The organism is Achromobacter veterisilvae (genome assembly GCF_037619525.1).
GTDB classification, from domain to species: Bacteria; Pseudomonadota; Gammaproteobacteria; order Burkholderiales; family Burkholderiaceae_B; genus Achromobacter; species Achromobacter veterisilvae.
The window spans coordinates 956052-978639 of sequence record NZ_CP148753.1 but is presented as its reverse complement, the minus strand read 5'-3'; the positions used below and the strand labels follow the sequence as shown (position 1 = coordinate 978639).

The 22588-nt window shown below is 66.3% G+C and carries 22 protein-coding genes and 4 tRNA genes; 21 read left to right on the top strand and 5 right to left on the bottom strand.

Features of this window, described 5'->3' with window-relative positions; genetic code table 11:
• Positions 1-30: 30 nt before the first annotated feature.
• Positions 31-951, top strand: coding sequence for a ParB/RepB/Spo0J family partition protein (locus tag WHX56_RS04595; protein ID WP_129241765.1), 921 nt, complete (start codon positions 31-33; stop codon positions 949-951).
• Positions 944-1948 (top strand): asparaginase, encoded by a 1005-nt coding sequence (locus WHX56_RS04590; RefSeq protein WP_338880579.1) that lies wholly within the window; start codon positions 944-946, stop codon positions 1946-1948. Before WHX56_RS04595 ends, WHX56_RS04590 begins: the two co-directional genes overlap by 8 nt.
• 13 nt (positions 1949-1961) lie before the next feature.
• Here WHX56_RS04590 and WHX56_RS04585 read toward each other — a convergent pair whose 3' ends face one another.
• On the bottom strand, positions 1962-2837 hold the full coding sequence (locus tag WHX56_RS04585; RefSeq protein ID WP_287753020.1) for a LysR substrate-binding domain-containing protein: 876 nt from the start codon (positions 2835-2837) through the stop codon (positions 1962-1964).
• Between the two features lie 129 nt (positions 2838-2966).
• Here WHX56_RS04585 and WHX56_RS04580 point away from each other — a divergent pair, with 129 nt between their 5' ends.
• The 4 genes from WHX56_RS04580 (at position 2967) to WHX56_RS04565 (ending at position 7509) form a co-directional block, all read left to right on the top strand.
• Positions 2967-3554 carry a cysteine dioxygenase family protein gene (locus tag WHX56_RS04580; protein WP_129241762.1) on the top strand — a complete coding sequence of 196 codons (588 nt, stop codon included), beginning with the start codon at positions 2967-2969 and terminating at the stop codon, positions 3552-3554.
• Between the two features lie 2 nt (positions 3555-3556).
• The gene (gene metC / locus WHX56_RS04575; RefSeq protein ID WP_338880578.1) at positions 3557-4741 is read left to right on the top strand and encodes a cystathionine beta-lyase; all 1185 of its coding nucleotides are present in this window, start codon (positions 3557-3559) and stop codon (positions 4739-4741) included.
• Positions 4742-4746: 5 nt separating this feature from the next.
• Positions 4747-6345, top strand: coding sequence for a rhodanese-like domain-containing protein (locus WHX56_RS04570; protein WP_338880577.1), 1599 nt, complete (start codon positions 4747-4749; stop codon positions 6343-6345).
• A gap of 162 nt (positions 6346-6507) precedes the next feature.
• The gene (locus WHX56_RS04565) at positions 6508-7509 is read left to right on the top strand and encodes a tripartite tricarboxylate transporter substrate binding protein (protein ID WP_338880576.1); all 1002 of its coding nucleotides are present in this window, start codon (positions 6508-6510) and stop codon (positions 7507-7509) included.
• A gap of 29 nt (positions 7510-7538) precedes the next feature.
• On the opposite strand, the gene WHX56_RS04560 is transcribed toward WHX56_RS04565, so the two are convergent.
• Genes WHX56_RS04560 through WHX56_RS04545 form a run of 4 tightly spaced genes read right to left on the bottom strand, consistent with a single transcriptional unit; the run spans position 7539 to position 12094 of the window.
• Positions 7539-8300, bottom strand: a complete 762-nt coding sequence (locus WHX56_RS04560) for a DeoR/GlpR family DNA-binding transcription regulator (protein WP_129241758.1) — start codon at positions 8298-8300, stop codon at positions 7539-7541.
• Positions 8301-8317: 17 nt separating this feature from the next.
• Positions 8318-10000 carry an ABC transporter permease subunit gene (locus WHX56_RS04555; RefSeq protein ID WP_129241757.1) on the bottom strand — a complete coding sequence of 561 codons (1683 nt, stop codon included), beginning with the start codon at positions 9998-10000 and terminating at the stop codon, positions 8318-8320.
• Positions 10001-10031: 31 nt separating this feature from the next.
• Positions 10032-11039 (bottom strand): ABC transporter ATP-binding protein, encoded by a 1008-nt coding sequence (locus WHX56_RS04550; protein WP_338880575.1) that lies wholly within the window; start codon positions 11037-11039, stop codon positions 10032-10034.
• A 47-nt stretch (positions 11040-11086) separates the two neighbouring features.
• The gene (locus WHX56_RS04545; RefSeq protein ID WP_287753803.1) at positions 11087-12094 is read right to left on the bottom strand and encodes an ABC transporter substrate-binding protein; all 1008 of its coding nucleotides are present in this window, start codon (positions 12092-12094) and stop codon (positions 11087-11089) included.
• A 194-nt stretch (positions 12095-12288) separates the two neighbouring features.
• Here WHX56_RS04545 and hisN point away from each other — a divergent pair, with 194 nt between their 5' ends.
• From hisN to rplL, 15 genes are all read left to right on the top strand, one after another.
• Entirely contained in the window at positions 12289-13095 is an 807-nt protein-coding gene (gene hisN / locus WHX56_RS04540) for a histidinol-phosphatase (protein ID WP_338880574.1), read from the top strand.
• A 60-nt stretch (positions 13096-13155) separates the two neighbouring features.
• A complete protein-coding gene (locus WHX56_RS04535) occupies positions 13156-14541 on the top strand; it encodes a glutamine synthetase family protein (RefSeq protein ID WP_287753806.1) in 1386 nt (461 codons plus the stop codon).
• A 31-nt stretch (positions 14542-14572) separates the two neighbouring features.
• On the top strand, positions 14573-15961 hold the full coding sequence (locus tag WHX56_RS04530) for an aldehyde dehydrogenase family protein (RefSeq protein WP_338880573.1): 1389 nt from the start codon (positions 14573-14575) through the stop codon (positions 15959-15961).
• Positions 15962-15982: 21 nt separating this feature from the next.
• Positions 15983-17146 carry an iron-containing alcohol dehydrogenase gene (locus tag WHX56_RS04525; protein WP_338880572.1) on the top strand — a complete coding sequence of 388 codons (1164 nt, stop codon included), beginning with the start codon at positions 15983-15985 and terminating at the stop codon, positions 17144-17146.
• Between the two features lie 109 nt (positions 17147-17255).
• A tRNA-Tyr gene (locus WHX56_RS04520) sits at positions 17256-17342 on the top strand.
• A 148-nt stretch (positions 17343-17490) separates the two neighbouring features.
• Positions 17491-17564: transfer RNA gene (locus tag WHX56_RS04515), tRNA-Gly, on the top strand.
• Positions 17565-17574: 10 nt separating this feature from the next.
• A tRNA-Thr gene (locus WHX56_RS04510) sits at positions 17575-17649 on the top strand.
• Positions 17650-17706: 57 nt separating this feature from the next.
• Positions 17707-18897 (top strand): elongation factor Tu, encoded by a 1191-nt coding sequence (gene tuf, locus WHX56_RS04505; RefSeq protein WP_287753809.1) that lies wholly within the window; start codon positions 17707-17709, stop codon positions 18895-18897.
• Positions 18898-19032: 135 nt separating this feature from the next.
• Positions 19033-19108: transfer RNA gene (locus WHX56_RS04500), tRNA-Trp, on the top strand.
• Positions 19109-19172: 64 nt separating this feature from the next.
• Complete coding sequence (secE, locus tag WHX56_RS04495; protein WP_008157761.1) at positions 19173-19553, top strand: preprotein translocase subunit SecE; 381 nt, start codon at positions 19173-19175, stop codon at positions 19551-19553.
• Positions 19554-19562: 9 nt separating this feature from the next.
• A complete protein-coding gene (gene nusG, locus WHX56_RS04490; protein ID WP_105555685.1) occupies positions 19563-20096 on the top strand; it encodes a transcription termination/antitermination protein NusG in 534 nt (177 codons plus the stop codon).
• 65 nt (positions 20097-20161) lie between these two features.
• Positions 20162-20593 (top strand): 50S ribosomal protein L11, encoded by a 432-nt coding sequence (rplK, locus tag WHX56_RS04485; RefSeq protein WP_006227005.1) that lies wholly within the window; start codon positions 20162-20164, stop codon positions 20591-20593.
• Between the two features lie 2 nt (positions 20594-20595).
• Positions 20596-21291: a 50S ribosomal protein L1 gene (gene rplA / locus WHX56_RS04480; RefSeq protein ID WP_129247082.1), complete on the top strand. Its 696-nt coding sequence runs from the start codon at positions 20596-20598 to the stop codon at positions 21289-21291.
• A gap of 271 nt (positions 21292-21562) precedes the next feature.
• Positions 21563-22087 (top strand): 50S ribosomal protein L10, encoded by a 525-nt coding sequence (gene rplJ, locus WHX56_RS04475; protein ID WP_006389589.1) that lies wholly within the window; start codon positions 21563-21565, stop codon positions 22085-22087.
• 81 nt (positions 22088-22168) lie between these two features.
• Positions 22169-22549, top strand: a complete 381-nt coding sequence (rplL, locus tag WHX56_RS04470; RefSeq protein ID WP_013397031.1) for a 50S ribosomal protein L7/L12 — start codon at positions 22169-22171, stop codon at positions 22547-22549.
• The last annotated feature ends 39 nt before the right edge of the window (positions 22550-22588 follow it).

The following is a 22588-nucleotide window of genomic DNA, read 5'->3' as shown; positions in this document are numbered from 1 at the left end:
TACAAAAACAGAAGGAAAGAGGATTTAACTATGGCCACCAAGAAACCCAAGGGATTGGGCCGCGGACTGGACGCCTTGCTCGGCGCGGACGCGCCCGCCATCGATAACATCGGCAAGGCCGCGGCCAAGCCCGAGGGTCCGCCGTCCACCTTGCCCATCTCGAAGATGCGCGCCGGCAAGTACCAGCCGCGCACGCGCATGGACGAAGGCGCATTGGGCGAGCTGGCCGAATCTATCCGCACACAAGGCATCATGCAGCCCATTCTTGTGCGCGGACTGGGCGAGGCCGCGCCCGGCCATTACGAAATCATCGCGGGCGAACGCCGTTTCCGCGCCGCCCAGATCGCCGGCCTGAAAGAAGTGCCCGTGCTGGTCCGCGAAGTGGCCGACGAAAACGCGGCCGTCATGGCGCTGATCGAGAACATCCAGCGCGAAGACCTGAACCCGCTGGAAGAGGCGCAGGGCGTGCGCCGCCTGCTGGACGAATTCGGGCTGACGCACGAACAGGCCGCGCAGGCGATCGGCCGCTCGCGTTCCGCCACCAGCAACCTGCTGCGCCTGCTCAACCTGGCCTCGCCCGTGCAGACCATGCTGCTGGCCGGCGACGTGGACATGGGCCATGCGCGCGCGCTGCTTGCCGTGGACGCGGCGACCCAGATCCAGTTGGCCAACCAGATCATCGCGCGCCGCCTGTCGGTGCGCGAAGCCGAAAAACTCGTCGCCAAGACCGCCAAGGACGCCGACGCGTCGGCCTCGCCCAGGAAAAAGGCCAACGGCGTGTCGCGCGACCTGACCCGCCTGGAAGAGGCCCTGTCCGACCATCTTGGCACGCGCGTCGCGCTCAAGGTGGGCGCCAAGGAAAAAGGGCAGATCGTCATCGACTTCCACGGCTGGGAACACCTGAATTCCCTGCTGGAACGCCAGGGCCTGTCCGGAGTGGTGGATGCCTGACCTCGCGCTGCCTGTCATCGCGGTTTTGGCGACGGGCGGCACGATCGCGGGCGCCCAGGCAGACGCCACCTCGGCGGGCTACAAGGCGGGTTCGTTCTCCGTCGGCGACCTGCTGGCCGCCGTGCCGCAACTGGCCGGCATCGCCGACATACGCGCGGAACAGGTCGCCAACGTCGGCAGCCAGAACATGACGCACGACGTGTGGCGCGCGCTGGCCATGCGCGTCGATGCCCTGTGCCAGGACGCGTCGGTGGCCGGTATCGTCATCACGCATGGCACCGACACGCTCGAGGAAACGGCGTATTTCCTGAGCCTGGTCATCCGCCACGACAAGCCCATCGTGCTGGTGGGCGCGATGCGCCCCGCCACCGCGCTGGGCGCCGAAGGCCCGGCCAATCTGTACAACGCGGTGGCGCTGGCGCGCCATCCCGACGCGCGCGGCCGCGGGCCGCTGGTGGTCATGAACGAAGACGTGCACTACGCCCGGGAGATCCAGAAGATCGCCAGCGCGGGCCTGTGCGCGTTCGCTTCGCCCAATCGCGGCCGCGCCGGCGTCATGCATGGCGCCGCGCCGCACTTCTATTCGCGCAACACCACCGCGCATACGACAGAAAGCGAGTTTTCACTCGCATTGCTGGAAAAGGCCGGATGGCCCCGCGTGGACATCATCTACGCCCATGCCAACCTGCAGGCCGACGTGATCGATTTCCTGGCCGATGCCGCGGACGGCATCGTGCTCGCGGGAGTCGGGGACGGCAACGCGACCGACCTGGCGATCGACGGCCTGGCGCGGGCGGCCTCGCATGGCGTGGCGGTGGTGCGTTCCAGCCGCACCGGCAGCGGCTTCGTGGCGCGCGACGTGGAACTGGACGACGCCCGGATGGGGTTCGTCGCCGCGCGCGACCTGAACCCGCAAAAGGCCCGCATCCTGCTGATGCTGGGCCTGTCCCTCACGCGCGATCCCGCGGCCCTGCAGCGGCTGTTCGACCGCTATTGAACGTCCGTGGCGGCTACGCCGCCGCGTCGCCCTGCTGCGCCAGGCCGAGCTGGGTCCTGAGCATGTCGTAGACCTGCCGCGTCAGTGGATTGATCAGGTCGCGCCTTATCCACAGGAAGTACGTCACGTCCGGCAAGGGCGGCAACCCTTCCTTTTCGCCCAGCACGCGCATCTCCGGCCCCAATAGCTCCACGCTGCGCGCCGTCACGCCCAGGCGGGCCCGCAGCGCCGCCTTTATCCCCACCAGGTTCGGCGCCACGTAGTTGGTGTGCCAACGCACGCGCGCCTGTTCCAGCGCATTGAGGGCCAGGCGGCGAAAGATGCTGGGCTCGTCGGCCAGTACCAGCGGCACGGGGGCGTGCACGTCGTGGACATAGTCCGCGGACGCCAGCCATACCGTGGGCGACGTGCGCAGCGCCACGCCCTCGAAGTCCTGGTCGAAACGGGTGGAGATGGTGAGGTCGATCTCGCCGGCGCGCAGCGCGTCCATCAGGAAGGGGCTGCGGTCGGTGCGGATCTCCAGTTTCACGCGCGGCGCCGAGCGCGCGATGTGCATGAGCAGCGTGGGCAGTATGGTGTCCGCCACGTCGAGCGGCGCGCCCAGCCGCAGGTCTCCTTCCAGCGGGCCGTCCTGCAGGGCGCGCAGCGCCTCGTCGTTGATGGCCAGGATGTGGCGGGCGTACTCCACGAGGCGCCGGCCGTGCGACGACAGCGCTTTGTTGCGGCCCTGCTTTTCGAACAGGGGCTGGCCGATGGCGGACTCCAGCCGCTGCATCTGCTGCGTCACGGCCGATTGAGTCTTGTAGAGCCGGTTGGCCGCTTCCGAGAACGTCTCGTACTGGGCGATGGCGGTCAGGGTGCGGAGCAGGTCCAGATCCAGGTTGCGCATGGAAAGCTCGAAAGGGAGGCCTCAAAAGTATTAGGAATGCTAATGGAATATTAAGGCAATTTAAATTGTTCGAGCCGGGGCTGGGCGATACATTGAATGCGACAACGACAGCAACCCGGGAAAATCAAAGTGAGCAATCCGCATCCTCATCAGGCCGGTATCGACGGCGCCATCGGAAATATTAAGAAAACTGTAGGAAATAAGGGGCTCGACCGCGACAGCCTGAAGGCTGTGCTCGACGAGCTGGTCGGGCTGGCCGGCCACACCGACTGGTGGGCGGCGGACCGCTATCCCGCGCCGGAAGACGGCGAGCGCCAGGCGCGCTACCTGATCGCCGAGGATGCCGACAAGACCTACGCGCTCTATCTGAACGTGATGCGCCCCGGCAAGCAGATCGTTCCGCACAACCACACGACCTGGGCCTGTATCGCCGCCGTGGAGGGCGTGGAGCACAACTATGTCTACGACCGCGTCGACGACGGCTCCGTGCCTGGCGTCGGGCGCCTGGAAAAGACCGGGACCGTCGTGGTCGGCCCGGGCACCGGCATCGCGCTGATGCCGGACGACATCCATGCCGTGGAAATCCAGGGCGACAGCGTCATCCGCCACCTGCACATGTACGGGCGCGCGCTGGAGACGCTGACCGAGCGCCTGGCGTTCGACCTGGAAGCCGGCACGTGCAAGGTCATGCCGATCGGCGTGCAGACCCGCCGCTGACCATGGACAAGCCCTTTCGGCCCGCCACGCGCCTGCTGCGCGCAGGACGCCCCCATCGAGGCTGGGTCAACACCCCCGTCACGCGCGCCAGCACCTATGTCTTCGACAGCGTGCAGGCCTGGCGCGATACGCGCGCCCGCCGCGAAGAGGAACGCCTGCCGTCCTACGGCGCGCGCGGCACCGACAGCACCCATGCGCTCGAAGACGCGCTGGTCGAACTCGAAGCCGGGCATCGCGCCAAGCTGTACCCCACCGGGCAGGCCGCCATCGCCACCGTGCTGCTCGCCTACCTGCGCGCCGGCGACCACGTGCTCCTTACCGACGCCGTGTACGAGCCCGTTCGCCGTTTCTGCGCGGAGCACCTGTCGCGGCTGGGCATCGAATACACGTACTACCGGCCCGATGGCGCCGGCATCGCCGCGCTCATCCGCCCCAATACGCGGATGATCTACGCGGAATCGCCGGGTTCGCTGACCTACGAAATGCCGGACCTGCCCGCGCTGGCCGGCCTGGCGCGCCAGCACGATTGCTGGCTGGCTGTGGATAACACCTGGGCGTCCGGACTGCTGTACCAGCCGCTCATGCTGGGCGCCGATATTTCGATCCTGGCGGCCACCAAATACCTGGGCGGGCACGCCGACGTGATGATGGGCGCGGTCGTGGCCAACGCGCGCGCCTGGCGTGCCCTGGAACGCGCCACCATCGACCTGGGCCAGACCGTCGGCGCCGACGACGCGTTCCTGGTGCTGCGCGGCATGCGCTCGCTGCCCCTGCGCATGGCGCAGCATGCGCGCAGCGCGCTGCGGGTGGCGGATTGGCTCCTGGGCCGCCCGGAAGTGGCGCGGGTCCTGTGCCCGGCCTTGCCGGGAGATCCTTCGCACGCCATCTGGAAGCGCGATTGCAGCGGCGCCAACGGCCTGTTGACCGTGGAGTTTTCCGGCGAATTCGGCGAGGCGGACGTCGAACGCCTGATCGACAGCCTGCGCCTCTTCGGCATCGGCGCGTCGTGGGGCGGTTTCGAAAGCCTCGTGATCCCGGTGCGGCTGGACACCAGCCGGTCGCTGCCCGACCCCGCGCGGCGCGGCCCCATGGCGCGCCTGCATATCGGCCTGGAGGATCCCGACGACCTCATTGCCGATCTCGAACAAGCGCTGTCCGCGCTTTCCCCCGTTTCCCGTTCCCTTTGAATCCGATGATGCACCCCACACCAGACCATTTTGCCGCCGACGTCGATTCGCACACGCTCAAGCAATGGCTGCACGACGGCGGCGAAATCGCGCTGCTGGACGTGCGCGAGCACGGCCAGTACGGCGAGTCCCACCTGTTCTATGCCGTGCCGGTTCCCTACAGCCGGCTGGAGGTGGACGCCACGCGCCTGGCTCCGCGGCGCGACGTGCGGATGGTGGTCTACGACGAAGGGGGCGCCGACGATACCGCGGCGCGCGCCGCGCGCGCGCTGGCCGCGCTGGGCTACAGCAACGTGCACCGCCTGGCGGGCGGCATCGCGCAATGGCGGCGGGACGGCTACGCCGCCTTCGCTGGCGTGAACGTGCCCAGCAAGACGTTCGGCGAACTGGCCGAAGAAGTTTTCCACACCCCCCGCATCGGCGCGCGCGAACTGGCCGAGCGCCAGCGGCGCGGCGACGACCTGATCGTGCTGGACGGCAGGCCCTATGCCGAATACCAGAAGATGAGCATTCCCGGCGGCGTCTGCTGCCCCAACGGCGAACTGGCGCTGCGCGCCCATACGCTGGCCAAGAGCCCGCAGACCACCATCGTCATCAATTGCGCGGGCCGCACGCGCAGCATCATCGGCGCGCAGACGCTGATCAACCTGGGCGTGCCCAACCCCGTCTATGCCCTGGAAAACGGCACGCAGGGCTGGTATCTCGAAGACCTGCGGCTGGAACACGGCGCGCTCCGCCGCTATGGCGACGACATTTCGCCGCAGGACGTGCCCGCGCTGGCGCAGCGTTCGGCCGCCCTGGCCGAGCGCCACGGCGTGCCCACGGTGTCCGCGGACGAGGTCCAGGGCTGGCTGCGCGACGCAACGCGCAGCACCTTCGTTTGCGATGTCCGCAGCGCGGAGGAGTACGCGCTGGGCACTTTGCCCGGCGCGCGGCACACGCCGGGGGGGCAGTTGATCCAGGCCACGGACCAATACGTGGCCGTGAGGGGCGCGCGCATCGTCGTGTTCGACGCCGAAGGCGTGCGCGCGCCGGTCATCGCCAGTTGGCTCCGGTTGATGGGCTGGGACGCCAGCGTGCTGAAGGAAGGCGTGCGCGCCAGGCTGGAGTGCGCCGCCGACGAAACGCCGCCGCCCGCGATCCGCATGCTGGACGATGCCGCGCTGGCCGCCGCGATCGCGCAGGGCGCGCAGCTCGTCGATATCCGCCCCGGCATGCGCTATCGCGACAGGCATATCGCCGGCGCGAGCTGGGCCATCCGTCCGCGCTTCGACCGCCTGCGGCTGGACACTACGCGCCCGGTGGTGCTGCTGGCCGAAGACGCCGCGCTCGCCGCGTGGGCGGCGCAGGACCTGCGGGCGCTGGGCGCGACCGACATCAGCGCCAATGCCGGCACCCCGGCCGGCTGGTCCGCGCAGGGCATCGCGCTGGAATCCACGCCCGCCGAGCCGGCCGACGCGGACTGCATCGACTATCTGTTTTTCGTGCATGACCGCCATGACGGCAACAAGGCCGCGGCGCGCCAGTACCTGGCCTGGGAGACCGACCTGGTCAGGCAGATCGACGAACGCGAGCGCGCCGCCTACCGTTTCACGGCGCACTGAGAGGTAGCGCCGCGAGAGGGCCCGGCGAGGCCCCGCGGCGCGGTAAACGCATCCATGCAGACAGTACGCCCCGCGGCCGACGCCGCCGGGGTGCGGACGGTTCTTTCCGAACCGATAGGAAGGACGGCCGGCATCCGGCCGCCAATACAAGGGGAAATCCAAATGAAGCAGATCGCACCGTACGCCCGTGGGGCCGCAGCCGCGGCCTTGGCCAGCCTGTTGTGGGCGGGCGCCGCCCATGCCCAGGCGCCCGCGCCGCTGGCCGACTATCCCAGGCAGGCCATCACCATTGTGTCGCCGTTTCCGCCGGGCGGCGGCAATGACGGCGTCGCGCGCCTGCTCGCGCAGGAACTGGGCGCCATCACGGGCCAAAGCGTGGTGGTGGAAAACCGCTCCGGCGCCGGCGGCAACGTCGGCACCGCGCAGGTGTCGCGGGCCAAGCCCGACGGCTACACCCTGGTGATGTCGCAGACCAGCGTCATGGCCGTCAATCCGCGCCTGTACAAGAACGTGGGCTTCGACCCGGTCAAGGACTTCATGCCCATCTCGCAGATCACGTCCGCGCCGCTGGTGCTCGTGGCGCGTGCCGAGAGTCCGTACAAGACGTTGAACGACTACCTGGACGCCGCGCGCAAGCAGCCTGGCGTCATTACCTACGCGACGCCCGGCAACGGCACCATGAGCCACCTGATGGGGGCGCTGGTCTCGCAGAAGGCCGGCGTGAAGCTCGTGCACGTGCCGTACCGGGGCGCCGCCCCCGCCATCACCGACCTGATGGGCGGCACCGTCGACATGCTGATCACCTCGCCGGCGTCGGCCGAACCCATGGTGGCCGCGGGCAAGCTGCGCATCCTGGCGCTCAGCCACGAAAACAGCATCGGCCTCTTCAAGGGCGCGCCCACGCTCAAGCAGGCAGGCATGGAGGGCATTACCGCCGATGACTGGTACGGCCTTTTCGCACCGGCGGGCACGCCGCCCGAGCGCATCGTCTACCTGGCGCAAGCGGTGGGGCAGGCGATGAAGTCGCCCGCCGTGATCGCCAAAATCAACAGCGGCGGAAGCTGGGCGGTGGGCAGCCAGCCCGACGCGTTCAAGACCCGGCTGCAGGAAGACACGGTGTATTGGGCCGGCATGGTGAAGGCCGCCGGCGTCTCGCTGGATTGATGCCCGGGGGCGGCGCTGGCCGCGCCGCCTCATACCGCCAGGACGTTTCCGACCGCCGATTTCAGGGCCGCGTAGGCCGGCGATTTCTGCGCGCTGGCGTTGGTGACCAGGTGGTCTATCCGGTCGGCGCCGCAGTAGGAAACGCGGCTGCACAGGCCGATCTTGCTGAAATCGGCCAGCAGCACCAGTTGTTTGGCGTTGGCCGCCATGGCGCGCGCCACCTCGGCTTCGCGCAGATCGTAGTTGGTGGCGCCGAATTCCGCGTCCACGCCCACCGGCGACAGCAGCGCCAGGTCGGCGCGGTAGCGATGGATCTCGGCAATCGTGATTTCGCCGGCGGTCGCGCACACCGGGCCGCCCACCGACCCGCCCAGCATGATGAGCTGGTTCGCGCCGCTGCCCGCGGTGCCCACCTTCAAGGCCACGTCGAACGAATTGGTGATGACGGTCAGGCCCGACAGCTTGGCCAGTTCGTCGGCCAGCACGCTGGTGGTGCTGCCCGCGTCCAGGAACAGGGTCTGTCCGCTGGACACCAGGCCGGCCGCCGCGCGGGCGATGGCGCGCTTGTATTTGACGCGCGTGTGCACGCGTTCGGCGATGGGCGGTTCGCTGTGCACCGGCACCGCGCCGCCGTGCACGCGGCGCAACTCCCCCATCGCCTCCAGCTCCAGCAGATCCCGCCGGACCGTCTCCCTCGATACCCCGAGTTCGCCGACGATACGGTCGGTCGATACCTGCTGCAATGAAGACAGCAGGGCGCGGATTCTCTGATACCGCTCTTCTTGCCACATGTCCGATGTTTCCTAGTCTATGCCCGCCGCTTTGCGGCCCAGGCAATCAGGGCGCGCAATACCAGCAGGGAACCCCCCACGACCAGCATGATAAGGGTTGAATACGCCGCCGCCTGCGAGACGAACCCGGCCTCGTCCAGGCGCAGCACGGAGACCGGCGCGACGCTGACGGACGGCGTGACCAGGAAGATTACCGCCGACAGGGTGACCATCGACCGCATGAACAGAAAAAAGAAGACGCCCAGCACGGTGGGGCCGATCAGCGGAAGCACCGCGTCGCGCAGCACCCGCAGCGTGCCCCCGCCCAGGCAACTGACCGCTTCCTCCAGGGCCTGCGGCACGGCGCGCATGCCCGTCATCATCGTCAGGAAGCCCTGCGTGTGGTAGTGGTAGAAGTTGCACAGGGCGATCAGCGCGGCGCTGCCGTAGAGCGCGTACAGCGGCGTGCCCGGCACATTGAACGCGAAGATGTAGGACAGGCCCAGGACCAGGCCGGGCACCCCCACCGGCAACACCGCCAGCATGTATACGAGCTTGGCCCACGCGCGCGGGATGCGGCACACGCCGAAGCTCAGGAAGAACAGCAGCAGCACGCCGCCGCCCGCGGCGGCGAGCGACAGGTACAGGGATGTCCAGAGCGGCGCATAGCCGCCGCTGACCGTAATGTCGTAATGCTTCAGCGTCCACTCCATGCGGTAGGGCCACAGCCGCATGAAGCTGGCGAAGACCACCGTGGCCACCGTGACGATGATCGTGCCGCTTGCCAGCAGCACGCCGGCGGCGAAGGCCGCGTCGCGTCCCCGGGCGGGCCGCGGCGCGACCTTCAGGCCGCTGGGCGAGGCCGAACCGAACTGCCGCTGCGAGGCCACGCGCTCGATCTGCACCGATATCAGCGACGGCAGCAGCAACAGGATGCCCACCACGGAGCCCATGCCGAAATTCATCTGTCCGGATACCTGGCTGTAGATCTCGGTCGCCAGCACGCGGTAATTGCCGCCGATCACCGCGGCGTTGCCGAAGTCGGTGATGGTGATGACGAACACCACGAAGGCCGCGCTGAGCAGGCCGAACTTGCAATTGGGCAGGGTGATGTCGAAGAACTGGCGGGCGCCGGACGCGCCCATGACTTCGGCCGCGTCGTAGTAGCGCGCATCCATGTTGCGCAGGGCCGCCTGCAGGATCAGCACGGCCTGGGGCAGGGCATAGAACACGTTGGAGATCAGCAGGCCCCAGAAGCCGTAGATATCGATTTCCCAGCCGGTCCAGCGGTGCACCAGGCCATTGCGCCCCAGCAGGAAGATGAGCCCCAGCCCCTGCACCAGCGATGGGGCCAGCAAGGGCAGCACCAGCGCCAGTTGGACGATGGACTTGCCGCGCATGCAGCTACGGTCCAGGCCATATGCGATGGCGAAGCCCAGCACGATGCTGACGGCCGTGGTGGCGAAGCTCATGGCCAGGCTGTTGAGCGTGGCGGTCAGGATGCCGCGGGTGGCGAAGACCTCGGCATAGTTGCCCAGGCCGATGGAGCCGTCCTTTTCGACCAGGCTGTGCCAGGCGACCGTGGCCAGCGGATAGAGGAAGAACAGCGCAAGGCCGGCCAGCGGGATGCCGACGCAGGTCCACAGCAGCAGGCGGTCCGCCGACCAGGGCGCGCGGCCCGCCGGCGCCGCGAGGGCAGAACTGGCGTGGGCGGCGCTCACGCGGCGGCTCCGGCGCGGGCGGGCGCGCCCGTCATACGCTGACCCAGGCGCACTGGTCCGGCTCGGCGTCCAGGCGAACGGGGGCGCCGCGCGACAGCCCGGCCGCGCCGTGCTGTTCCACGACCAGTTCGCGCCCGCGCCAGGCGATGCGCAGGCGGGTGAGGTTGCCCATGAAGGTCATGTCCTGCACGCGGCCGGCGCCGAGCTCGTCGGCCGCCACGCGCAGGTTTTCCGGCCGCAGGCAGGCTTCGTAGCGATCGCTGGCGCCTTCGGGCCGCGTCGCCAGCAATTCGGGCATCGCATCGCGCACCCAGTCGGTCGGCAACAGATTGCTCAGCCCGACGAAGTTCGCCACGAAGCGCGTGCGCGGCCGCAGGTACAGATCGGCGGGCGAGCCCACCTGTTCGATGCGCCCGTCGTTCATGCAGACGATCTTGTCCGCCAGCGTCAGCGCCTCTTCCTGATCGTGCGTCACCATGATGGTCGGGATCTTCAGGCGGCGCTGCACTTCATGGATCTCGGCGCGCATGTCGGTGCGCACTCGCGCGTCCAGCGCGGACAGGGGTTCGTCCAGCAGGATCAGCGCCGGATCCACGGCCAGCGCGCGGGCCAGGGCCACGCGCTGCTGCTGACCGCCCGACAACTGGTGCGGATAGCGTCCGGCGTAGTCGGGCAGTTTGATCAGCGCCAGCAGCTCCCGCACCCGCGATGCGACGCGGTCGCGGCTCTCGCCGCGGATGCGCAGTCCGTAGCCCACGTTCTCGGCCACGGTCATGTTGGGGAACAGCGAGTACGACTGGAACACGATGCCGAACCCGCGCTTGCGCGCCGGCAGCGCGCTGAGGTCCCGGCCGCCCAGGGTGATGGCGCCGCGGTCGAACGGCAGCAGCCCGGCCACGATGCGCAGCAAGGTGGTCTTGCCGCAGCCGCTGGGCCCCAGCAGGCAGACGAATTCGTGTTCGCCCACCGACAGGTCGATGTCTTCCAGCGCGACCGAACCGTCGAAAGTCTTGCGTATCCCGCGCAATTCCAGGTACATGGCGTCTCCAGGACGGACGGCGGCCGGCGGCGCCGGCCGCGATGCCGTCAACGCTTGATGGTGTCCTGCCAGGTCTTGATCGTGGCGTCGCGCTCCGCCGCCGACTTCTGGAAGTCCACGGGATACAGCACCGCGCCCAGGTCCTTCGGCAGGCCCGCGGCTTCCGCGGCCTTGTTGGGGGCGGCGCCGGGGATGGTGACCAGTTCCTTGTACTTGCTGTACAGGCCGCCGGCCTGTTCCGACAGGGTCCAGTCGAGGAAGCGCTTGGCGTCCGCCGGATTCTTGGCCGTCTTCATCAGGCCGGAGGCCTCGAGTTCGTAGCCCACCCATTTGGAGGGAATCACCATCTTGATGGGGTAGCCCTCTTCGATGGATTGCATGGCGGGGAAGGCGAAGGACACGCCGATCGCATATTCGCCGGCGCGCGCCATCTTGCAGGGGCGCGAGCCGGACGGCGTGTACTGCGCCACGTTCTTGTCCAGGTCCTTCAGCAGCGCCCAGCCCTTTTCCTGGCCCAATCCCTGCAGCAGCGCGACGATCTGGAGATAGCCCGTGCCGGACGCCGCGGGGCTGGGGATGACGATCTCGCCCTTGTAGGCGGGCTTGGCCAGGTCTTCCCAGGACGTCGGCATGGGCAGGTTCTTGGACTTCAGTCTGTCGGTGTTCACGCAGAAGGCCGCGACGTAGCCGGTGGCAGCGAACCACTTCTTGTCGGCGCCCTTGTACCGGGCGGGCAGGGCGTCCATTCCCTTGGCCGCGTACGGTTCCAGCAGGTTCAGCAGCCGCGGGTCCAGCATGTTGCTGACGGCGAACCCCCAGATAATGTCCTGCTGCGGGTTCGACGCCTCGGCGATCAGGCGCGCGCCCAGGTCGCCCGTGGACAGGCGCAGCACGTTGACCTTGATGTCGGGCATCGCCGCATTGGCGGCCTTCAGGTAGGCCGCGATCTCGTCTTCCTCGAGCGCGGTGTAGACGGTGATCGCGCCGGCATGCGCCTGCGCATAACCTAGGGAAATTACTGCAACCACAAGACTGAGCTTCTTCATACATTGCATGATGGGACTCCGGTTGGAATACACGGCAACGGTGGCGAGCTACGTATGCGGACTGCGGCCGGCAAGACAGAAAGCGGGTTGCAGTTTTAGGTATGTTTGCAAATTTGTGGCAACGTGTCTAGACTGGAAAAACCTGTATTCGGGCATTTTTTTGGCGTAGGCGCGCTTTCCCGCGCCGCGCCTGGAGGCCATCGATGCAAACCTCTCCGCCGTTGTCCGCGCCGCAGTTGGCGGCCTATTCCTCGTTCGCCCGGACGCTGGCGGACCGGGTCCGGCCCTTGTCGCGCAAGTGGTTCCGGCATCCGCTGGCGGTCGACACCAAGGCGGACGAAAGCCCGGTCACCCAGGCCGACAGAGAGGTCGAAGCCGCCCTGCGCGAGGCCATCGCCCGGGAATACCCCGATCACGGCATCTTCGGCGAGGAATTCGGCGCCTCGCGCGCCGAGGCGGAACTGGTCTGGTCGCTGGACCCGATAGACGGCACGCGCGCCTTCATTTCCGGCAATCCGTTGTGGGGCACCCTGCTGGCGCTGCTGCATCGGGGCAGGCCCGTGCTGGGGCTGATCGACATTCCGATGCTGGACGAGCGCTGGGCCGGCGCCTGGGGCCTGCCCGCAAGCCTGAACGGCGAGGCCTGCCGCGCCAGCGGGTGCACCGAACTGCGCCAGGCCATTCTTTACGCCACCTCGCCGGACATCTTCGCCGGCGCGGAACTGGCCGCGTTCGACGCGCTGGCGCGGGCCGCGCGCATGCGGCGCTACGGCGGCGATTGCTACAGCTACGGGCTCCTGGCCAGCGGCCATGTCGACCTGGTGGTCGAAGCCGGCCTGCAGCCATACGACTATCTGGCGCTGACGCCCGTGATCGAAGGGGCGGGCGGCGTCATTACCGATTGGTCGGGGCGGCCGCTGGGCCTCGAATCGCAGGGCCGCGTCGTCGCGGCCGCCACGCCGCAACTGCATCGCCAGGCGATGCGGGTGCTGGGGGCGGCCGTGGCCTGAACGCCGCGCCGCCCGCCCGCAGGTCAACGCAACGCTTCAGACACAGCAAGGTGAACGAGCATGCATGCACTAGGGGTAGCAACGGTGGAGGACGCGGAGCGGCTGGTGCAAGCCAGCTCGCTCTCGCATATCAAGGTCGGCCTGTCCGACATCGACGGCGTCATGGTGGGCAAGTACCTGCGCCGCGACAAGTTCCTGGGCGCGCTGCGCTCGGGGCTGGCATTTTGCGACGTGGTGTTCGGCTGGGACCTCGATGACCAGCTCTACGACAACACCAAGTACACCGGCTGGCATACGGCCTACCCCGACGCCAAGCTCAGGATCCTCCCCCATACCGGCCGCAGGCTGCCGCTGGAACAGGGCCCGGGCGGCGAAGACATGCTGCTGTTCCTGGCGGAATTCGAAGGGGACGCGGGCGCCATCTGCCCGCGGCGCCTGCTGCACCGGATCCTGGACCGCGCCGCCGCCATGGGCTACGACGCCTATGCCGCCCTGGAATACGAGTTCTTCATGTTCCGCGAAACGCCGCATTCCGTGCGCGCGAAAAACTACCGCAACCTCGAAAACTGGACGCCGGGGAATTTCGGCTACTCCGTGCTGCGCAGCACGGTGGAAGGCGATTTCTACCGCAAGCTCCTGGACCTGTGCGAACGCATGGACATGCCCATCGAGGGCCTGCACACCGAGACGGGGCCGGGCGTGCTGGAGGCCGCCATCGCGGTGGACCTGGCCGCGGCCGCGGGCGACAAGGCGTTTCTCTTCAAAACGTTCACCAAGGCGCTGGCGCAGCAGAACGGCCTGATGGCGACCTTCATGGCGAAGTGGTCGCACGATCATCCGGGACAGAGCGGCCACATCCACTTGTCGCTGCGCGACAGGAAGACGGGCCGGTCCGCTTTCTACGACGAATCGCGGCCGCATGCCATGAGCGCGGCGCAAGCGTCGTTCATGGCGGGCGTGCAGCGCTATCTGCCCGAATTCATGGCCTTGTATGCCCAAACCGTCAACAGCTATTCGCGGCTGGTTCCCGGGTACTGGGCGCCGCTGGACGCCACCTGGGGCATGGAGAACCGCACCACCGCGCTGCGGCTCATCCCGGGCAGCGACAAATCGCAGCGCGTCGAGGTGCGCATCGGATCGGCCGACGCCAATCCCTACCTGGCCCTGTCCGCCGCCCTGGCGTCCGGCCTGTATGGCATCGAACAGGGCCTGACGCCGGAACCGATGGTGCAGGGCAACGCCTACACGCAGCAGTTCCCCGCGCATTTGCGGCTGCCGAACACGCTATGGGAGGCCGCCCAGCGGCTGCGCGGATCCGAAGCCGCGCGCCAGTTGTTCGGCGACGCCTTCGTCGAGCATTACGTGGCGACGCGCGAATGGGAAGAACGCCAGTTCAGGCGCCACGTGACCGACTGGGAACTGGCGCGCTACTTCGAAATCATCTGATCCCCGACCAATCCGCCTGCACAGGGCCGCCATGACCCAGGAACTCATCACCATCAGTCCCATCGACGGGCGCGAGGCCGTTCGCCGCCCCTACGCCAGCGAGGCGCAGATCGCGCAGGCGCTTGCCGATGCCCAGGCCGCGCGGCCCGGCTGGCAGGCGCTGGGCGTGGAGGCCAGGGGGCGCATCGTATCGGACGCCGTCGACCGCTTCGTCGCGGCCAAGGACGAGATCGCGCGCGCCATCACCATCCAGATGGGCCGGCCCTTGCGCTACACGCCCGGCGAGGTGGCGGGCTTCGAAGCCCGTGCGCGCCACATGATCTCGATCGCGGGCGAGGCGCTGGCGCCCATCCCGGTCCCGGCGCAGGCCGGCTTCACGCGCTTCATCAGCCGCGAACCCATCGGCGTCGCCCTGACGATCGCGCCATGGAACTACCCCTTGCTGACCGCCGTGAACAGTATCGTTCCCGCCTTGATGGCGGGAAACACGGTCATTCTCAAGCACTCGGACCAGACGCCCTTGTGCGCGGAATTCATCGGGCGCGCGTTCCGCGAGGCTGGCGCGCCCGAGGGCGTGTTCCAGTACCTGCATGCCAGCCACGACATCGCGCAGCGGCTGATCCGCGCGCCCGAGATCGGCTATGTCTCTTTTACCGGTTCCGTGCGGGGCGGGCGCGCCGTGGAGGAGGCGGCGGCGGGGCGGTTCATCGGCGTCGGCCTGGAGCTGGGCGGCAACGACCCGGCCTATGTGCGGGCGGACGCCAGGATCGACCATGCGGTCGAGACGCTGGTGGACGGCGCCTATTTCAATTCCGGCCAGTCCTGCTGCGGTATCCAGCGCATCTACGTGGCGCGGCCCCGGTACGACGAGTTCGTGGAGCGCGCCGTTGCGTTGACGCAAGGCTATGTGCTGGGCAATCCGCTGCACGAGGAAACGACGCTCGGGCCGGTCGTGCGCGTTCGCGCCGCCGCCGATATCCGCGAGATCGTCGACGAGGCCGTGGCGGCCGGCGCGAGGAATATGATAGATACTTCGTATTTCAAGGAGGCGAGCAATGACTCGCCTTATGTCGCGCCCGCGCTTCTGACCCAGGTGGACCATCGCATGCGGGTCATGAACGACGAATGCTTCGGCCCGGTCGTCGGCATCATGCCGGTCGACAGCGACGAGCAAGCCATTGCGTTGATGAACGACAGCCCCTATGGCCTGACGGCGGCGGCCTTCACGCAGGACGAGGACGCCGCGCTGCATATCGGCCGCCAGGTCCGGAGCGGCACGTTCTTCATGAACCGCTGCGATTATCTCGACCCCGCGCTGGCCTGGACCGGGGTCAAGCATTCGGGCCGCGGCGTGTCGCTGTCGGCCGTCGGATACGAGCAGCTCACGCAAGCCAAGTCCTTTCATCTGCGCAGCGTCTGACACGACGACAGGAAGCGAACCATGACCGTGCCCAGCGTAAATTGGAATTACCCCACCGCCATCAAGGCCGGCCCCGGCCGCATCAAGGAGCTGCCCGGCTGGTGCCGCGAACTCGGCATGGCGCGGCCGCTGCTCGTGACCGATCCGGGGCTGGCGGCGCTGCCGATGGTGGAGGGCGCGGTGGCCGCCTGCCGGCAGGCGGGCCTCGAATGCGGCCTGTTCCACGAGATCAAGGGCAATCCCACGGGCCGCAACGTAGATGACGGCGTGGCGGCGTACCGGCAAGGGCGCCATGACGGCGTGATCGCCCTGGGCGGCGGGTCGGCGCTGGATGCGGCGAAGGCCATTGCACTGATGGCGGGGCAGAAACGCCCGCTGTGGGACTTCGAAGACGTCGGCGACAACTACCTGCGGGTGGACGTGGCCGGCATGGCGCCGGTGGTGGCGGTGCCGACCACCGCCGGCACCGGATCGGAAGTGGGGCGCGCTTCCGTCATCACCGACGAGTCGGCCGAGGTCAAGCGCATCATCTTCCATGCGCGCATGCTGCCGGCCATCGTGATCCTGGATCCCGAACTCACCGTCGGCCTGCCGCCGAAGATCACGGCCGCGACCGGCATGGATGCGCTGTCGCACAATCTGGAGGCGTACTGTTCGCCATTCTTCCATCCGATGGCGGCCGGCATCGCGATCGAGGGCATGCGCCTGATCAAGGAGTATCTGCCCCGGGCGGTGGCCGACGGGGGCGACCTGCAGGCGCGCCAGCAGATGCTGGTGGCTTCCAGCATGGGCGCCACGGCCTTCCAGCGCGGGCTGGGCGCCATGCATGCGCTGGCGCACCCGCTGGGGGCGCTGTACGACGCGCACCACGGCACGCTCAACGCCATCCTCATGCCCTACGTGCTGAAGGCCAACCAGCACGCGGTGGCGCCGCGGCTGGAGGCGCTGGCGCGCTACCTGGATCTGCCAGGGGGCGGCCCCGGCGCCGTGCTGGACTGGGTGCTGGCGCTGCGAGAGGGCCTGGGCATCCCCCATACGCTGGCGGATATCGGCATCGACGAGGCCCAGGCGCAGCGGGTGGGGCGCATGGCGGCCGAGGACCCCTCGGCCGGCACCAACCCGGTCGATTACACGGCGGAGCAGTACGCCGATCTTTTTCGTGCAGCGATCCGCGGAAACCTGTAAGCTACGCCCCCTCTGCGCGCAAACGCGGGGTGGCTGAACAAGATTTTTGAATATTTCGTCCGAATCGTTTGACACCGGATCTGAAAGTGTTCATAATCTCGAATTCTCTGGAGGGGTGCCCGAGTGGTTAAAGGGGGCAGACTGTAAATCTGTTGGCCTTGCGCCTACGTTGGTTCGAATCCAACCTCCTCCACCAGAGACCCATACCCGAATCCAGGCGCAGTTGGCCTGGATTTGCAATGTTTAGGTTCAGGAAGCGCTGGGCGGCCTTTGCAAGGAAGGCGGCAAGGCTTTCCGGGCCTGGGTGTTGAAAGGTTTGGGAAAGAGAAGGTGAAAGGGTAGCCGCGGGTGTAGCTCAATGGTAGAGCAGAAGCCTTCCAAGCTTACGACGAGGGTTCGATTCCCTTCACCCGCTCCAAGCTTTATATGCCCATGTGGCTCAGTGGTAGAGCACTCCCTTGGTAAGGGAGAGGTCGCGCGTTCGATCCGCGCCATGGGCACCACTAATTTCCAAAGTTCTTTTCTTCAGTCAGAAGCGCAATCCAGGTCAGGAGTCAGCCATGGCAAAAGGCAAGTTTGAACGTACCAAGCCGCACGTGAACGTGGGTACGATTGGTCACGTTGACCACGGCAAAACGACGTTGACGGCGGCGATCACGACCGTTCTGTCGAACAAGTTTGGCGGCGAAGCCAAGGGCTACGACCAGATCGACGCGGCACCTGAAGAAAAGGCACGCGGCATCACGATCAACACGGCGCACGTCGAGTACGAAACGGAATCGCGCCACTACGCGCACGTTGACTGCCCGGGCCACGCCGACTACGTGAAGAACATGATCACGGGCGCGGCGCAGATGGACGGCGCGATCCTGGTGGTGTCGGCCGCTGACGGCCCGATGCCGCAGACGCGTGAACACATCCTGCTGAGCCGCCAGGTTGGCGTGCCGTACATCATCGTCTTCCTGAACAAGGCTGACATGGTCGACGACGCCGAGCTGCTCGAGCTGGTGGAAATGGAAGTCCGCGAACTGCTGAGCAAGTACGACTTCCCGGGCGACGACACGCCGATCGTGAAGGGTTCGGCCAAGCTGGCGCTGGAAGGCGACAAGGGCGAACTGGGCGAACAGGCCATCCTGTCGCTGGCGCAAGCGCTGGACTCGTACATCCCGACGCCCGAGCGTGCCGTTGACGGCGCGTTCCTGATGCCGGTTGAAGACGTGTTCTCGATCTCGGGCCGCGGCACTGTGGTGACCGGCCGTATCGAACGCGGCATCATCAAGGTTGGCGAGGAAATCGAAATCGTCGGTATCGTGCCGACGGTGAAGACGACCTGCACGGGCGTGGAAATGTTCCGCAAGCTGCTGGACCAAGGTCAAGCGGGCGACAACGTGGGCATCCTGCTGCGCGGCACCAAGCGTGAAGACGTCCAGCGCGGCCAGGTTCTGGCCAAGCCGGGCTCGATCACCCCGCACACGGACTTCACGTCCGAGGTGTACATCCTGTCCAAGGAAGAAGGCGGCCGCCACACGCCGTTCTTCAACGGCTATCGTCCCCAGTTCTACTTCCGCACGACGGACGTGACGGGCACGATCGACCTGCCGGCCGACAAGGAAATGGTTCTGCCGGGCGACAACGTGACGATGACCGTCAAGCTGCTGGCCCCGATCGCCATGGAAGAAGGCCTGCGTTTCGCCATCCGTGAAGGCGGTCGTACCGTCGGCGCCGGCGTCGTCGCCAAGATCCTGAAGTAATCAATACCCCGATGGATAGAGTGGGCTTTTCGGTCCCTCTATCCATTGTCGCTGTAAAAGTAGTATGATGTATGGTTCCGCAAGCTATCGCGTGTAAGGCGGCAGCTAGCTGTGCTAGTGCAAGTGTAGTGTTTTAGGGGCATAGCTCAATTGGCAGAGCGTCGGTCTCCAAAACCGAAGGTTGTAGGTTCGATTCCTACTGCCCCTGCCACCGCCAGGATAAACCCGCGGGAGATCATCGCGAGTTACGCATTCACGGCGGCTCGCGTCGCAATATGTCTAATACCAGCGTAGAAACCGTAACCAGTACCGCCGACCGGGTGAAGCTCGGACTGGCGGTTCTTGTCGTTATTGCTGGCATCGTCGGGTTCTCCGTGCTCAGCGCGCAGCCGATGCCTGCCCGGGTCGGCGTGTTCGTCGGCGGCCTCGTGATCGCAGCCGTGATCGCCTGGTTCAGCGAGCCCGGCCGCCGGACCCTGAGCTTCGCCAGCGAGTCCTACAACGAAGTCAAGCGTGTCTCGTGGCCCACGCGCAAGGAAACGACCCAGATGACGGGCATCGTTTTCGCGTTTGTGGCGGTCATGGGCATTTTCATGTGGGTGCTCGACAAGGGCATCGAATGGATTCTTTACGGCCTGTTGCTGGGCTGGAAATAAGGACGGCGAATGAGTAAGCGTTGGTATGTCGTCCATGTGTACTCCGGCATGGAAAAAAGTGTTCACAAGGCCCTGATCGAGCGCATCGAGCGCGCGGCCTTGCAGACGTCTTTTGGCCGCATTCTTGTGCCCTCCGAGGAAGTCGTCGAGGTCAAGGGCGGGCAGAAGTCGATCACCGAACGCCGCATTTTCCCCGGTTATGTCCTGGTGGAAATGGACCTGACCGACGAAACGTGGCACCTGGTCAAGAACACCAACCGCGTCACCGGCTTTTTGGGTGGCTCGGGCAACCGTCCGACCCCGATTTCCGAAAAGGAAGTCGAGAAGATCCTCTCCCAGATGGAAGAGGGTGTCGAGAAACCCCGCCCCAAGATCCTGTTCGAAGTGGGCGAGATGGTTCGGGTCAAGGAAGGTCCGTTTGCAGACTTCAACGGCAACGTCGAAGAAGTCAATTACGAAAAGAGCAAGGTGCGCGTGTCTGTCACCATTTTTGGTCGCGCCACGCCCGTCGAGCTCGATTTCAGTCAGGTCGAAAAGACCTAATTTCAAACCCCGGGGAGCTTCGGGCCTGAATGGCACGGAGCGATATAACCCGCAAGGAGCAAAGCATGGCGAAGAAGATCGTCGGCTTTATCAAGCTGCAAGTGCCGGCTGGTAAGGCTAACCCCTCCCCCCCGATTGGCCCGGCTCTGGGTCAGCGTGGCCTGAACATCATGGAATTCTGCAAGGCGTTCAACGCCAAGACCCAGGGCATGGAGCCCGGTCTGCCGATTCCGGTGGTGATCACCGCCTTCGCGGACAAGAGCTTCACCTTCATCATGAAGACCCCGCCCGCGACGGTCCTCATCAAGAAGGCCGCCGGCGTGCAAAAGGGTTCGGCCAAGCCGCACACCGACAAGGTCGGCACGCTGACCCGCGCTCAAGCTGAAGAGATCGCCAAGGCCAAGGGCCCCGATCTGACCGCCGCTGATCTGGATGCCGCCGTGCGCACGATCGCTGGCAGCGCCCGCAGCATGGGCATCACGGTTGAGGGGATCTAATCATGGCAAAACTGTCCAAGCGCGCCGCAAGCATTGCGCAGAAAATCGACCGCACGAAGCTGTACCCGGTCGCTGAAGCCCTGACCCTGGTCAAGGAAACCGCCGTCGCCAAGTTCAATGAATCCATTGACGTGGCCGTGCAACTCGGCATCGACCCGAAGAAGTCGGACCAACTGGTCCGCGGTTCGGTCGTGCTGCCCGCCGGCACCGGCAAGTCGGTCCGCGTCGCCGTGTTCGCCCAAGGCGACAAGGCTGAAGCCGCCAAGGCCGCCGGCGCCGACATCGTGGGTCTGGACGACCTGGCCGACAGCATCAAGGCCGGTCAAATGGACTTCGACGTGGTCATCGCCTCGCCCGACACGATGCGTGTCGTGGGTGCCCTGGGCCAGATCCTGGGTCCCCGTGGCCTGATGCCGAACCCGAAGGTCGGCACCGTGACCCCCGATGTCGCCACCGCCGTCAAGAACGCCAAGGCCGGTCAGGTTCAGTACCGCACCGACAAGGCCGGCATCATCCACGCAACGATCGGCCGCGCGTCGTTCGGCGTGGAACAACTGCAAACCAACCTGGCCGCTCTGGTCGACGCCCTGCAAAAGGCCCGTCCCGCAGCCGCCAAGGGCATTTACCTGCGCAAGTTGGCCGTCTCGTCCACGATGGGCGGCGGTGCGCGCGTGGAAATTGCCTCGCTGTCGGCCTGAGTCCGACAGTAGTAAACGTACTTTGGGCCGCATCCGGATTTTTCCGGATGCTGCTGTCAAAGACCGCTGGAGCAGGGTAGTAAGCGTCTCGCTTTTCTGTAAGGAAGGCAGTCCCCGCTGCCCCGCTTAATCCCGAAGCTCGCATAGTTCGGATCCAGCGTAGACGGCGTCCCCAGGAAGATTTCTTTACACGAAGAACTCGACCAGGCGCCGCATTCGGTTGACGCGCAAGGCATTCGCCCCAAGCGTCTTTTGATGGAGTGTTCAAACCGTGAGTCTCAATCGTCAAGAGAAAGCGGTGGTGATCGAGGAAGTCTCGGCTGAAGTTGCCAAGGCCCAATCGATCGTTATCGCCGAGTACCGTGGTCTGGACGTCGCCTCTGTCACCGTACTGCGCAAAACTGCGCGTGAATCGGGCGTGTATCTGCGTGTTCTGAAGAACTCGCTGGCCCGTCGTGCTGTTGCCGGCACGGCTTTCGAGCCGTTGGCCGAGCAACTGACCGGTCCGCTGATCTATGGCATCAGCGCCGATCCGGTTACGGCGGCCAAGGTCCTCGCAGGTTTCGCGAAAAGCAACGACAAGCTGGTCATCAAGGCGGGCGCTTTGCCCAACAGCCTGCTGAACCAAGAAGGCGTGAAGGCCCTGGCCACCATGCCCTCCCGCGAAGAGTTGCTGTCGAAACTGCTGGGCACCATGCAAGCCCCCATCGCGCAATTCGTGCGTACGCTCAACGAAGTTCCGACCAAGTTCGCCCGTGGCCTCGCCGCCGTGCGCGACCAGAAGGCAGCGGCCTGATCGCCCTGCTGTCCGGAATTCGCTGAACGACCGAGCGACACCCAAACCCTGGCATTACCAAAATATTTGGAGTTCTGAAAAATGGCACTTAACAAAGCTGAAATCCTTGACGCCATCGCTGGCATGACCGTGCTCGAGCTGTCCGAGCTGATCAAGGAAATGGAAGAGAAGTTCGGCGTGTCGGCTGCTGCCGCCGCTGTCGCTGTCGCTGCTCCCGCCGCTGGTGGCGCCGCCGCCGCTGCTGAAGAGCAAACCGAGTTCACCGTCGTTCTGACCGAAGCTGGCGCCAACAAGGTTAGCGTCATCAAGGCCGTGCGCGAGCTGACCGGTCTGGGTCTGAAGGAAGCCAAGGACCTGGTCGACGGCGCTCCGAAGCCCGTCAAGGAAGCTGTGGCCAAGGCTGACGCCGAAGCCGCCAAGAAGAAGCTGGAAGAAGCTGGCGCCAAGGTCGAAGTCAAGTAAGACCTGCGTCAACTTGCCCGGGGACAGCGCAGTTTGCAG